Below are 13,280 nucleotides of genomic sequence, written 5' to 3'. Positions count from 1 at the left end.
TCAGCCTCCCGTTTCGGCCTTCCGGCCGTTGTCGACGATCCAGGTGTCCTTCGCCCCGCCGCCCCGCGACGAATTGACCACGAGACTGCCCGGCCCCGCCATCCGCGTCAGCGCGAGATCCGCGAGCCTCACATCGCCCTCGCCGGTTCCCGTCAGGAACGCGAAGACCCTCAGGTCGACGTGCCTCGGCTCGAGCCGTCCGCCCGAGAGCGTCGGATGCGACGACAGCGCCACGACCTCCTGAGCCACCCAGTTGCCCGGATTGTCGGCGATCTCGGCTCGACGGGACGCGACGGCCGCGGCGCTCGCCGAAGGACCGATCAGCACGCCGTTCCCGCCGTAGCCGTCGACCGGTTTGGTGACGAGCTCGCCCACCCTCTCGAGCACGATCCGCCGTTCGGCTGCATCGCTGGTGCGATAGGTGGGGACGGATTCGAGAAGCGGCCGCTCCTTGAGGTAGTAGGCGATGAGCTCGGGCACGTAGCAGTAGAGGGCCTTGTCGTCGGCGACGCCGTTGCCCGGCGCGTTCGCGAGGAACACGGCTCCCGCCGCCGCGATGTCGATGATCTCGGCACCGATCATCCGACCGTCGGACCCGGTGAGGTCGGCCAGTTCGCCGTCCAGACGGAGGTAGAGCGTCGCCACCTGCTCCCCGGAGTCGCGGAGGACGACGCGGCCGTCGCGCATATCGAGGTCCTTCGCCTCGGCGAGCACGAGGTCGGCCTCATCGGCCAGCCGTCGGTGCTCGTACCAGGCGGCGCTCTCGCGCCCGCTCGTCAGCAGGACGACGGTGCCGTCGCGACCGCCGGCCGCGAGGGTCTCCCGCAGTTCGGCGAACGCGCGCGCCGGGTCGACGAGACCGTCGGGTCGCGGGAGGTCGGGCATGACGGCGTCCATCAGCTCCCGTGCGGCGACCCCGTAGGCGATACCGCTCGGATTCCGCACGTTGTCCTCGAGCACGCGCCAGCCGCCGAACTCGTTCCGCACCAGATCGAACCCGATGATCGGGGCGCGCACGGCGTCGGCGGGCAGGCGGCTCGCCTCGTCGCGCCAACCCGGCACGGTGTGCACCTGATCCGCGGGGATGATGCCGTCGTTCAGCACGCGCGCATCGGAATACACATCGCGCAGGAACAGCTCGATGGCGCGGGCTCGCTGGCCGAGGCCGGCGGACAGCTCCGACCATTCGTAGTCGGTGATCACGCGGGGAACGAGGTCGACCTCGAACGGACGATCCACGCCCCCGACGCGGAAGGCGACCCCGTTCTGCTCCGCCCACTCGTCGCGCCGTTTCTGGCGGGTGGCGATGGTGCTCGGGGCGGACTCGCGGAAGAACTCGGTGATCGCGCGATAGGCGGGACGCGGTTGGGAGCCGAGCCCGATCGCCTCGTCGCCCGCTCGGGCCGGGTAGCCGCGCAGTGCGGGGCCCGATGGGGTGGGGCCGCCTGCGAGACCCTGCGTCTCGTCGATCACCAGGCGCATGACGTCGTCGAGCTGGCCGCGTTCCGCGAAGGCGGCGCGCTGCCGGTCGGCGGAATTGCCGCGCGCCAGCACCTGCTCGACCAGCTCGTTGACGTCGTCCCAGTCGCCGAGCTCCTCCAGCTGGGGTCGGAGCCGGCCGACGAGGTTCCGCACCGCGGTCGCCGCCGGAGTGGGACGGGGATGCTGGGCGCCCTCGAGCAGCTCTCCGGCGAGACCTCCCCGCGCCGCCTGCCAGATCGCTGCGCGATGAAGAGGTGCGGGGAGGGGGCGGTAGGTGCGACCGGCTTCGACGTCGAGTTCGGCGGAACGCACGGAGGCGCGGAATAGGCCAGCGATCAGGACCGCGTCGTCGACGAGAGGGCACGCGTCGCAGACCCGCAGTTCGAGGGTGGGCGCGTGGGATGACGGGCGCACATCGAAATAGGCCATCTTCGCGTCGGCGATCACGCCGCTCGCGATGAGGTCGTCGAGCAGCTCGTCGTACTCGGCCGCCGAGCCCATCGGGCCCGTCGCTCCGGCGCTGGGCCAGCGCTGCCAGACGAGGGTTCTGATGCTCGAGTAGCCGGTGTCGTGGCCGTTCCAGAACGGGGAGCTCGCCGAGAGGGCGAGCAGGGCGGGCAGGTCGCGGGAGACCCGCTGGGCGATGTCGACGGCGAGCTCCCGGTCGGAGACCCCGACGTGGATCTGCGTTCCGCAGATGAGCTGCTCGTCGACGAGTACCCGGTACTGCTCCTGCATGCGGCCGTAACGACCGGTCGTCGTCAGCTCGAAGTCGGCGAACTTCGACCGCGGCGCCGTGCCGACGGCGGCGATGCCCAGCCCGGCGGGATCCGCGATGTCGATGATCCCCTTGCGCAGACGCAGCAGCTCGGCGCGCAGCTCGGACAGAGTCCTCACGACGGCGGTGTTCGTCTCAACGGTGGTGCGTTGTATCTCGGCCGAATAGAACTCACCGGGAAGCTTCGAGAGCAGCTGGGGCGCACGGCCCGACAGGTGCAGGCTCTCGAGGTCGATCAGGTGCAGCTCTTCTTCGGCACCCAGCGTCAACTCGGCGGCCATGCGCTCAATCTAAGTGCAGAAGCGTGGGTAAACCCCAGGAACCGGTCATCCTCCACCCGGCGCGCGGCCATAGGATCGGCCGCGATGGCCGAGAACCCCCGCCCCCTGTCCGACCGTCCGTGGCTCGCCGCCTACGCGGAGGGGGTGCCGGACGACGTCGCCGTCCCCGACATCTCGCTCGCCGAGATGATGCAGGACGCCGTGCGCGAGCATCGCAAGCGGACGGCGCTCGAGTTCTTCGGTGCGGAGACCTCCTACGGCGAAGTGGGGGAGCGCATCGCCCGCGTCGCCGGGGGACTGCGCAGGCTCGGCGTCCGCGCCGGCGACAGAGTGGCGCTGGTCCTGCCGAACTGCCCCGAGCACGTGATCGCCTTCTACGCCGTGCTCCGTCTCGGCGCGATCGTCGTCGAGCACAATCCGCTGTACACCGCGCGCGAGCTGCGCCACCAGTTCGAGGATCACGGCGCGCAGGTCGCGATCGTGTGGGACAAGACGGCGGACACGGTGGCCGCGTTCCCGGCCGACGTCCGGCCGGCCCGGATCATCGCCGTCGACATCACGCGGTCGATGCGGGCGAGCACCCGACTCGCCCTCCGTCTGCCGCTGCCCAAGGCGCGCGCGAGCAGGACCGCCCTGACCGCGAAGCCGACCGCTCGCGGCGTTCTGAGCTGGGAGAAGCTGGCCGACTCCTCGCGACTCCCGCGCCGCCACCCGTTCCCCGCCGCCTCCGACACCGCCCTGCTGCAGTACACGAGCGGGACGACGGGGTCGCCGAAGGGCGTCATCCTCAGCCACCGCAACCTGCTCGCCAATGCGATCCAGGGACGGGCATGGGTCCCGGGGCTCGAGGTCGGGCGCGAGGTCTTCTACGGGGTGCTCCCCTTCTTCCACGCCTACGGGATGACGCTGTGCCTCACCTTCGCCATGAGCATCGGTGCGCGCCTCGTGCTGTTCCCGAAATTCGACATCGACCTCGTCCTCACGGCCGCCCGCAAATCCCCGCCCACGTTCCTGCCCGCCGTCCCGCCGATCTACGACCAGCTCGCGAGAGCGGCCGGCCGCCGGGGCGCCGACCTGTCCACCGTCAGATTCGCGATCTCGGGCGCGATGAACCTCCCCGTGTCGACCGTCACCGCATGGGAGCAGGTCACGGGTGGCCTCCTGGTCGAGGGGTACGGCATGACCGAGAGCTCTCCCGTCGCACTCGGCAACCCCATCGGGCCCTCCCGGCGGCCCGGAACCGTGGGCGTGCCGTTCCCGAGCACCGATATCCGCGTCGTGGACCCCGACGACCCCGATGTCGACGTGGCACCGGGCGAGCCGGGCGAACTGCTTCTCAAGGGCCCTCAGGTCTTCGGCGGCTACTGGAACCGCCCCACCGAGACGGCGGAGACGCTCCTCGAGGGCGGCTGGCTGCGCACCGGCGACATCGTGACGGTCGCGGCCGACGGATTCGTGACCATCGTCGATCGCCGCAAGGAGCTGATCATCACGGGAGGCTTCAACGTGTCGCCGTCCGAGGTCGAGTCCGTGCTCCTCCTTCATCCCGACATCGACGCAGCTGCCGTCATCGGGCTGCCGAGACCCAGCGGCGGCGAGGACGTCGCCGCGGCTGTCGTGCTCCGCGAGGGCGCACGTCTCGACGTCGCCGGTGTGCGGGACTTCGCCAAGTCGCACCTCGCCGCGTACAAGGTGCCCAAGCACATCGTCGAACGAGACGAACTGCCCCGGTCGCTCATCGGCAAGGTTCTGCGCAAGCGCGTCCGCGACGAGCTGATCGCGGAGCGTGCGAGGTGAGCGGCGCACGACGGACGGACAAGGCCCGCACGGCCGCGACACTCGCGACGGCGCTCCTCACGAGCAGGGGAGTGCGCTTCGAGACGCACAGCTACGAGCACGACCCGGCAGCCCCGAGCTACGGACTCGAGGCCGCAGAGGCCATGGCGGTCTCGCCCGACCGGGTCTTCAAGACCCTCGTCGCCTCCGTCGACGCCCGACTCGTCGTGGGCGTCGTGCCCGTCAGCGCGACGCTCGACCTCAAGGCTCTGGCCCATGCGGTCGGCGGCAAGCGCGCGGAGATGGCCGATCAGCGCGAGGCCGAGAGGAAGACCGGCTACCTGGCAGGGGGGATCAGCCCGGTGGGGCAGAAGACCGCTCTCACCACGGTGCTCGACGAGAGCGTCGAACTCCACGACACCGTCTTCGTCTCCGGTGGCCTGCGCGGATTCGAGATCGAGCTCGCACCCGCCGACCTCGCCGAGGTGACCGGCGCGACTCTGGCGTCGATCGCGCGCGCCGAGCGATCCCGCTGATCGGCGACCGGCCTGCCGCTTCGTCGCCGGACGGTTCGCGTCAGCCGATCGCGAGGATGTCGACCACGAAGACGAGGGTCGATCCCGCGGGGATCGCGCTCTGCGCGGTGTCGCCGTAGCCGAGGGCGGGCGGGATCACCGCGATGACCTGCGAGCCGACGGTCTGACCCTGGATCGCCTGGGCGAAGCCGGGGACGACCCCGTCGAGCGAGAACGAGGTCGGGCCGCGACCCCAGCTCTGGTCGAAGACCTCGCCGGTGGACCAGAGCACGCCCTGGTACTGCACCGTGACGGTCGCTCCTTCCGGAACGACCTCGCCCGAACCCTTCTTCAGCACGCCGAGCTCGAGCTCGGTCGGGGCGTCGCCCTCGGGAATGGTCACGGTCGGTGTGCCGTCATCGGCCAGCTCGACGGTGGGCAGTCCCGCGGTGGCGGGCTGATCGACGCCGTCGGCCTTGGTGGGCACGACGGACTGGATGTCGATGACCGCGACGATGGAGTCGGTGCCTGCAACGTTGATATCGGCGTTGCCCTCCTCGCCGAAGGCCTCGGCGGCGGGGATGACGGCGACGACCCGCGTGCCCTCGTTGAGGCAGCCGATCGCCTTGGCGAGTCCGGGGAGCAGCTGGCTCACGTCAGCGGCGAAGACCGCCTGGTCCTGGCCCTCGTCGTAGCCGTAGGCCTCGATGATGTCGCCGGAGGTCCCGTTGTAGATCGCATAGGCGACCTTCGCGCTGCCGCCGGCGGTCAACTCGGCGCCGTCGCCCTCGATGACCACGGTGCGCTGCGTCTCGCTCGGGTCGATGCCCGCCGTGAACTCGACGGTCGGAGCCGTCCCGAGGTCGCCGGTCACCTTCACCGCGTCGGAGTCCGAGCCCGACGGGGTCGCGCAGACGTCGACGACGGTCGTCGCGTCGGTCGATGCCGTGGGGTCGGGGGCGTCGCCCGAGCAGGCGGCGAGACCGGCCGCGAGGGCGAGCGCGGCGAAGGCGGAGACGATGGGGCGTAGACGCACGAGGCAACTTTCAGGTTCAGCGACAAAACTCGCTCACCCTACGGCACTCCCTGCACTGTAGAGTGGGAACCGCAGTTGTGTTGAATTATGTGGACCGTTAGGACTCCCGCCGCGAGGCGCGACGTTTCTTGGAACGCGAAGATCAGCGTGACACCCCCGCTTACGGAAGTCGTAAGCGTGGTCCAAGAGATACGAAAGAGATCAATATGCCTACTGGCGTCGTCAAATGGTTCAACTCCGAAAAGGGCTTCGGCTTCATCGCTCCCGATGACCAGGGACCCGACCTGTTCGCGCACTACTCCGCCATCACGGCGAGCGGCTTCCGCTCGCTCGAGGAGAACCAGCGCGTCGAGTTCGAGGTGACCCCCGGCAACAAGGGTCCCCAGGCCTCCAACATCCGCGTCATCTGACGTCGCGGGTCGAGAGACCCGCTCGATGCACTGAGACGACTCGATCGGGTCGGTGCATCCCTCAGCTACATCCGATGCCCACGTGCGGTCCGCCGCACGTGGGCATCGTTGTGTCCGCTGTGCGGCGCGGCGACAGAGCTCCCCGAGCGTCGGCTTTGGCACGATGACATCCGCGGCGGATAAGGTGAACGCAGGATGAGCTTCTCCCGTCGCACCTTCCTCACCGGCGCCGCCACAGGCTTCTCGGTGCTCGTTCTGACGGCCTGCACGCCCGAGGCTCCCAAGCCGACTCCCACTCGAACGGTCGCTCCGACGCCCGATCCCGTCGGCCCCGTTCCCGCTCCGACCGCCATCGTCCGCAGCGACTGGCTCGGAGACGAGTTCTCCCGTGGCAGTCACAGCTTCGTCGCAGCTGGCGCGTCGCCCGAGCAGCGCGCGGTCCTCGGCAAACACCTCGACGGGCGCATCTTCTTCGCCGGAGAGGCGACCTCGATCGAGCAGCCCGCAACCGTCGACGGTGCCGCGCAGTCGGGTCTCAGCGCCGCCGGCGAGGTCCTCGCCTACAGCACCGAGGGTGAGCGCATCGCCATCATCGGCGCCGGCGCGGCGGGTGCCGCCGCGGCGTCCCGGCTCGTCGACAGCGGGCTCACCGTCACGGTGATCGAGGCCCGCGACCGCATCGGAGGCCGCATCGCCACCCTCGACGACGAGGACTGGCCGGTCCCCGTCGAACTCGGTGCCGCGTGGGCACCCGAATCCGGCTCGGCGGTGTCGCTGCGGCTGGCGTCCCTCGGCATCGAGACGGTCGCCCTCGAGCGCGACCGCCTGCTCCGCCTCGCCGACGGCACCGACGTCGACCCATCGGACTCCGGCGATGCGGCGATCACCTCGGCCGTCGACTGGGCCGCCGACCGCCCCGAGGACTCGACCATCACCGAGTCGCTCGACGGGTCCGGTGCCGGCGATGCCGACGACTCCGGCGATCCGCCGACCGCACGAGACCGCATCGACCTCGCGCTCCTCGAGCACATCGCCATCGACCGCGGTGCCTACCCCGACGAGATCTCCTCGTGGTACGGGGTCGCGCTTCCCGCCGCGCCCACCGAGGAGCGGGTTCTCGGCGGCTACGCGCGCTACATCACCGATCAGCTCGACGGTACGGACGTCTGGCTGTCGAGCGCCGTGACGGCGCTGAGCTACGGCGACAACGGGGTCAGCATCCGGCTCGCGACCGGTGAATCAATCAGTGTCGACCGCGCGATCGTGACGGTGCCGCTCGGTGTTCTCAAGCAGCAGGGCATCACCTTCGACCCCGCCCTGCCGTTCGAGCACCGTGCCGCGATCGCCGACCTCGGCTTCGGCACGACCGAGACGATCTGGCTGCGCTTCGACGAGAAGTTCTGGGATACCGACGCGGTGCGCTGGTCGGTGATCGGCAGTGACCTGGCGATCACGGAATGGGTCAACCTCGAACCCCTCACCGGCGAGGCCGTGCTCGTCGGAGCGCTGTCGGGCAGTCAGTCGGCTGTTCTGGCCGGGCTCGACGACGATGCTGTGCTGGTCGAGCTCAGCTCGAGCCTGATGCCCTTCCTCGCCGAGTCCTGACAGCGTCGCCGCCGACGAGACCCCGGCGACGTCTGAGGTGCACGAGCCGCCGCAGGCGTCCGGCACGGAGGGTCGCCCGGCGTGCGCCGGCACCCGGGGGTGACCCCTGACCGAGCGGCGCGACCCTGCTCACGGCGATGAGTCCCGTCTCGATGAGCGCGAACAGCGCGAGGGCGGCCGCCGAGTAGACGATGAAGGGCACCGGGTATCCCGCCTGCGCCGGGTCGAGGAAGAAGTACGGGTACCAGCCGACGAACTCCCCGCGGATGATCGTCACGATGCCCCAGACGACCGGGTAGCCGACCGCGAACAGGATCGCCCGCCAGCGCACCTTGCGTCGCCGGGGCGCGATGAGCCAGTCGGCGAGCGCGTAGGCCGGCAGGACGAAGTGCAGAACCCGGTCCGACCACGGCACCTCGATCGTGTACCCGAAGAGCGGGGCCTGGCTGACGAGGATGGCGAACACGATGCCGGCGACGAGGAGGAAGCACGTCACGAGCGCCCGCGCCGTCGACAGCAGACGGGATTCGGGGCGCCCGCGCACGGCGGCGATGCCCGCGACGGTGAAGACGACCACCGCGGCGATGTTGCTCTGCATCGTCAGGTAGCCGAAGAAGTCGACCGAGACGAAGCTGCGGAAGCCCAGGCCGTAGATGAACCGTGCGGTGAGCGCGACGACTCCCACCGCCGCGGCGAGCAGGCGGAGGGTGCCGATCGTGATCCGCAGCCCCATGATCATTCGACGATAGCGAAGGGTCACCCACTTGGCGTGTCGGGACCTCGCGTCATACTCTCGAACATACGTTCGAATGCCGGGAGTGTCCCTGATGGTTGCAGCAACGATCGCCGCCGATGTCGCGGTGTGGCTTGTCGATGGCGTGCCCGCGCGCCTCGTGTGGAACGGCGTGCGCTACCGCGTGTCCGACTCGCCGACCCCGCTCACCGAGGAGGCGTGGGCGCCCGAACTCACCCACGCGGCTCGCAGAGTCGTCGGCTGGCGGTTCCAGGGCACCACCTCGGGTGGCCACGCTCTCATCTTCGACGTGATCGAGGTCGATGCCGGCACAGGCTGGCGCCTCGTCCACGTCTACGAATGACCGGCACGTCGACGAGTGACCGGCACGTCGACGAATGACCGGTCGACGCGTGACCGGTCTCGAGTAGTCCGCCCTCCACGGGATGCAGCAGAGTAGAGGTCGACGCAGGTGCCGAACGGCACCGATCGTGAGAGGACACCGGTGACCGAGATCTGGCGCGTGCGCACCCACCGCAGCGAAGAAGAGCTGCCCCGCGAACAGCAGCTCGCGTCCGCGATAGCCCAGGTCGCCGTCGACCCGGTCCCGGTCGACGCCGACGTCGCCGACATGATCGTGAATCGCGTCATCGACAACGCGGCTGTCGCGGCGGCGTCGCTCACCCGTCGTCCCGTCGTCGCCGCCAGATCCCAGGCGCTGGCGCACCCCGCGAGCACCGGGGGAGCGGGCGCCACCGTCTTCGGCGAGGCGCCCACGGTTCGGGTGTCGCCCGAGTGGGCGGCGTGGGCGAACGGGGTCGCGGTGCGCGAGCTGGACTTCCACGACACGTTCCTCGCCGCCGAGTACTCGCACCCCGCCGACAACATCCCGCCGATCCTCGCGGTCGCGCAGCACACCGGTCGCGGCGGAGCCGACCTCGTGCGCGCCATCGCCACCGGTTACGAGATCCAGATCGACCTCGTGCGCGCCATCAGCCTGCATCGGCACAAGATCGACCACGTCGCGCACCTCGGTCCCAGTGCGGCCGCCGGGATCGGCACGCTGCTCCACCTCGACCCCGAGACCGTCTTCCAGGCCGTCGGACAGGCTCTGCACACCACGACGGCGACGCGGCAGTCCCGCAAGGGCGAGATCTCGAGCTGGAAGGCTCACGCCCCCGCCTTCGCGGGCAAGATGGCGATCGAGGCCGTCGACCGCGCAATGCGAGGCGAGACCAGCCCGGTGCCCATCTACGAGGGGGAGGACGGGGTCATCGCCTGGCTGCTCGGCGGTCCCGACGCCCGCTACGAGGTGCCCCTGCCCTCACGCGGCGAGGCGAAGCGCGCCATCCTCGACAGCTACACCAAGGAGCACTCCGCCGAGTACCAGGCTCAGGCCTGGATCGACCTCGCACGCCGGCTCGGTACCGAACACCCCGAACTGCGCGATCCGGCGAACATCGCATCGATCGTGCTGCACACCTCGCACCACACGCACTTCGTCATCGGCTCCGGCGCGGGCGACCCGCAGAAGTACGACCCCACCGCCAGCCGAGAGACCCTCGACCATTCGGTGCCCTACATCTTCACCGTCGCCCTCCAGGACGGCCGGTGGCATCAGGTCGACTCCTACGCGCCCGAGCGCGCGGGGCGCCCCGATACCGTCGAGCTGTGGCGCAAGGTCAGCACCACCGAGGACGCCGAGTGGACCCGGCGCTACCACTCGGAGGATCCGAGTGAGAAGGCGTTCGGCGGTCGAGTCGAGATCGAGCTGACCGACGGCACGCGGATCGTCGACGAGATCGCCGTGGCCGACGCCCATCCGCTCGGTGCCCGCCCGTTCGCCCGCGCGGACTACGTGCAGAAGTTCCGCGCACTCGCCGAACCGGCACTCGAACCGACCGAGATCGAGCGATTCCTGGAGCTCGCCGAGCGCCTCCCCGAGCTCACGCCCGCCGAGGTGGCGGAGCTCACTATCACCGCCCGTCCCGGGCTCTACGACGGCGTCGTCCTGCCGACCGGTCTGTTCTGACCCGTGTCGGCGACGCGGGGAGTTCGCGGTCGGCCCCGGCTCTCGGGCTCAGGATTAGGCTGAGAAGCCGCCGGATCCCCTCGATCTGCGCAGAGAGCAGGAGCTGATGTTGCACTCGAAGGTCTCCGCGTCGGGGAAGCGCTCGGCACTCCGAGCGCAACTCGCGAGCGGTCGGCTCCTGCGGTTCCCCGGCGCGTTCAACCCGCTCTCGGCGAGCCTCATCGAGCGCAAGGGGTTCGAGGGCGTCTACATCTCGGGGGCCGTCCTGTCCGCCGATCTCGGGCTCCCCGACATCGGCCTGACCACGCTCACGGAAGTGGCCGGACGCGGTGGCCAGATCGCCCGGGTGACCGACCTGCCGACGCTCATCGACGCCGACACCGGCTTCGGCGAGCCCATGAACGTCGCACGCACGGTGCAGATCCTCGAGGACGCCGGCGTCTCGGGTCTGCACATCGAGGACCAGGTCAATCCGAAGAGATGCGGTCATCTCGACGGCAAGCAGGTCGTCGGACTCGACACCGCCCTGCAGCGCATCAGAGCGGCCGTCGACGCACGCCGCGATCCCGACCTGCTGATCATGGCGCGCACCGACGTCCGCGCGATCGAGGGTCTCGAGGGGGCGAAGGATCGGGCCAAGGCCCTCGTCGACGCCGGTGCCGACGCGATCTTCCCCGAGGCCATGCGCGATCTCGGCGAGTTCGAGGCGATCAGAGCTGCTGTGGATGTGCCCGTGCTGGCGAACATGACCGAGTTCGGCAAGAGCGAGCTGTTCACGGTGGCGCAGCTCGAGGCCGTCGGCATCAACATCGTCATCTACCCCGTCTCGCTTCTCCGTCTGGCGATGGGGGCCGCCGACCGGGCGCTCGATGCTCTCCTGGCCGAGGGCAGCCTGGCGAGTCAGGTGCCCGCGATGCAGACGAGGGCCGAGCTCTACGACCTGCTCGACTACGAGGGTTACACCGCCTTCGACGCCGACATCTTCGACTTCACGCTCGAACCCACCGGTCTTCCGGGCGATGCCGCCCCGCAGTCCGATACCTCAGGAAAGGAATCGGCATGACTGAGATCCGCAAGGGATTGGCCGGTGTCGTCGTCGACAGCACCGCGATCTCGAAGGTGAATCCCGAGACGAACTCGCTGCTCTACCGCGGCTATCCCGTCCAGCAGCTGGCCGAACGCGCCTCGTTCGAGGAGGTCGCCTGGCTGCTCTGGCACGGCGAGCTCCCGAACCCCGACGAGCTGGCGGGCTTCGTTGCGCTCGAGCGCTCGCTGCGCCCTCTCGACGACCGCATCGTCGCAGTCCTCGACACCCTGCCGGTCACCGCGCACCCGATGGACCTCGTGCGCACCGCCGTCAGCGCCCTCGGCACGCTCGACCCGACCCTGCTCGAGAAGGGCGGCGACATCGACCGGACTCTCAACGAGCAGCGCGCGATCGCCCTCTTCGCCCGGATCCCGACCGTCGTGGCGTCCATCCAGCGCCGCCGAAGGGGTCAGCAGCCGATCGCGCCGCGTGACGATCTCGATTATTCGAGCAATTTCCTGTGGATGACATTCGGCGAGGTGCCGCCGGCGGTCGTCGTCGACGCGTTCCGGGTGTCGATGGTGCTCTACGCCGAGCACTCGTTCAACGCCTCCACCTTCGCGGCCCGGGTCATCACCTCGACGCTGGCCGACCTCTACTCGGCGGTGACCGGCGCCATCGGGGCGCTCAAGGGGCCGCTGCACGGCGGTGCCAACGAGGCGGTCATGCACGTCTTCGACGAGATCGGCGAGGCCGACAGAGCGGAGGAATGGCTCGATTCCGCGCTCGCGGAGAAGCGCAAGATCATGGGATTCGGCCACCGCGTCTACAAGAACGGCGATTCGCGGGTCCCGACGATGAAGACGGCGCTCGACACCCTCGTCGAGCACTACGACAGGGCCGATCTCGCCGACCTCTACACGCGACTCGAGTCGGCGATGGAGGACCGCAAGCAGATCAAGCCGAACCTCGACTACCCGAGCGGCCCGGCCTACGCGCTCATGGGTTTCGAGACCGAGCTGTTCACGCCTCTCTTCGTCGCCGCCCGGATCACGGGCTGGACCGCGCACATCATGGAGCAGCTCGAGGCGAACGCCCTCATCAGGCCCCTCTCCGAGTACGTGGGGCCCGACGAGCGCGAGGTCTGACCGCTCGCCGGCCGATCCGACCTGCCGGCGTTCCGGGCAGGTGCTCGCTCGTCAGTACCCGCGGAACTTCTCGATGTCGCGCCTCTCGCGTTTGGTGGGGCGGCCCGCGCCTCGATCACGGATGACCTCGAGGGGGGACTCGACTTTCGGCGGGGGAGGCGGGGTCAGATCCGTCAGGCAGTCCGCCGCGACGACCGCGCTCACCCGTTTGGCGACGATGCGCTGCACGACCACGATCCGTTCTCGGCCGTCCATCCTGATCCGCACCTCGTCGCCGATGCGCACCGGCGCTGCCGCCTTGGCGCGCTCTCCGCGCACCCGGACGTGGCCCGCCCGGCAGGCCGCGGTGGCGGCCGCACGTGTCTTGACGAGTCGCACCGCCCACAGCCAGCTGTCCACACGGGCCGTCGTCGGGGCGCCGGTGCCCGGTCTGTTCGAAGGGTCCTGCGGCATGGTG

The 13,280-nt window shown here is 69.8% G+C and carries 12 protein-coding genes; 8 read left to right on the top strand and 4 right to left on the bottom strand.

All coding sequences use genetic code 11. The features are described 5' to 3' along the window. On the bottom strand, window positions 1–2,541 hold the full coding sequence (locus DDQ50_RS13615) for a carboxylate--amine ligase/circularly permuted type 2 ATP-grasp protein (RefSeq protein ID WP_165829822.1): 2,541 nt from the start codon (window positions 2,539–2,541) through the stop codon (window positions 1–3). 84 nt (window positions 2,542–2,625) lie between these two features. Here DDQ50_RS13615 and DDQ50_RS13610 point away from each other — a divergent pair, with 84 nt between their 5' ends. Beyond that, window positions 2,626–4,338: a long-chain-fatty-acid--CoA ligase gene (locus DDQ50_RS13610; RefSeq protein WP_116757229.1), complete on the top strand. Its 1,713-nt coding sequence runs from the start codon at window positions 2,626–2,628 to the stop codon at window positions 4,336–4,338. Continuing rightward, window positions 4,335–4,853 carry a Cys-tRNA(Pro) deacylase gene (ybaK, locus tag DDQ50_RS13605; protein WP_116757228.1) on the top strand — a complete coding sequence of 173 codons (519 nt, stop codon included), beginning with the start codon at window positions 4,335–4,337 and terminating at the stop codon, window positions 4,851–4,853. Before DDQ50_RS13610 ends, ybaK begins: the two co-directional genes overlap by 4 nt. Window positions 4,854–4,893: 40 nt before the next feature. Here ybaK and DDQ50_RS13600 read toward each other — a convergent pair whose 3' ends face one another. Further along, window positions 4,894–5,868, bottom strand: coding sequence for an FKBP-type peptidyl-prolyl cis-trans isomerase (locus DDQ50_RS13600; protein ID WP_116757227.1), 975 nt, complete (start codon window positions 5,866–5,868; stop codon window positions 4,894–4,896). A 206-nt stretch (window positions 5,869–6,074) separates the two neighbouring features. On the opposite strand from DDQ50_RS13600, the gene DDQ50_RS13595 reads away from it, so the two are divergent. Together DDQ50_RS13595 and DDQ50_RS13590 are read left to right on the top strand one after the other, a co-directional pair. Beyond that, window positions 6,075–6,278, top strand: a complete 204-nt coding sequence (locus DDQ50_RS13595) for a cold-shock protein (protein ID WP_116757226.1) — start codon at window positions 6,075–6,077, stop codon at window positions 6,276–6,278. Between the two features lie 195 nt (window positions 6,279–6,473). Further along, the gene (locus tag DDQ50_RS13590; protein WP_116757225.1) at window positions 6,474–7,883 is read left to right on the top strand and encodes a flavin monoamine oxidase family protein; all 1,410 of its coding nucleotides are present in this window, start codon (window positions 6,474–6,476) and stop codon (window positions 7,881–7,883) included. On the opposite strand, the gene DDQ50_RS13585 is transcribed toward DDQ50_RS13590, so the two are convergent. Continuing rightward, on the bottom strand, window positions 7,846–8,622 hold the full coding sequence (locus DDQ50_RS13585) for a Pr6Pr family membrane protein (protein WP_133245976.1): 777 nt from the start codon (window positions 8,620–8,622) through the stop codon (window positions 7,846–7,848). The two genes, DDQ50_RS13590 and DDQ50_RS13585, sit on opposite strands and share 38 nt — an antisense overlap. Before the next feature lie 88 nt (window positions 8,623–8,710). Here DDQ50_RS13585 and DDQ50_RS13580 point away from each other — a divergent pair, with 88 nt between their 5' ends. The 4 genes from DDQ50_RS13580 (at window position 8,711) to DDQ50_RS13565 (ending at window position 12,823) form a co-directional block, all read left to right on the top strand. Further along, window positions 8,711–8,980: a hypothetical protein gene (locus DDQ50_RS13580; RefSeq protein ID WP_116757459.1), complete on the top strand. Its 270-nt coding sequence runs from the start codon at window positions 8,711–8,713 to the stop codon at window positions 8,978–8,980. Between the two features lie 141 nt (window positions 8,981–9,121). Further along, window positions 9,122–10,648 carry an MmgE/PrpD family protein gene (locus DDQ50_RS13575; protein ID WP_116757223.1) on the top strand — a complete coding sequence of 509 codons (1,527 nt, stop codon included), beginning with the start codon at window positions 9,122–9,124 and terminating at the stop codon, window positions 10,646–10,648. 106 nt (window positions 10,649–10,754) lie between these two features. After that, window positions 10,755–11,711, top strand: a complete 957-nt coding sequence (gene prpB, locus DDQ50_RS13570) for a methylisocitrate lyase (RefSeq protein WP_116757222.1) — start codon at window positions 10,755–10,757, stop codon at window positions 11,709–11,711. Further along, window positions 11,708–12,823 carry a bifunctional 2-methylcitrate synthase/citrate synthase gene (locus tag DDQ50_RS13565; RefSeq protein ID WP_116757221.1) on the top strand — a complete coding sequence of 372 codons (1,116 nt, stop codon included), beginning with the start codon at window positions 11,708–11,710 and terminating at the stop codon, window positions 12,821–12,823. Before prpB ends, DDQ50_RS13565 begins: the two co-directional genes overlap by 4 nt. Window positions 12,824–12,874: 51 nt before the next feature. Here DDQ50_RS13565 and DDQ50_RS13560 read toward each other — a convergent pair whose 3' ends face one another. Next, window positions 12,875–13,276: an RNA-binding S4 domain-containing protein gene (locus DDQ50_RS13560; RefSeq protein WP_116757220.1), complete on the bottom strand. Its 402-nt coding sequence runs from the start codon at window positions 13,274–13,276 to the stop codon at window positions 12,875–12,877. Window positions 13,277–13,280 lie beyond the last annotated feature (4 nt).

The sequence above is a fragment of the Amnibacterium flavum genome, from assembly GCF_003097495.1.
Lineage (GTDB): Bacteria > Actinomycetota > Actinomycetes > Actinomycetales > Microbacteriaceae > Naasia > Naasia flava.
This window is presented reverse-complemented; position numbering and strand designations above follow the sequence as displayed.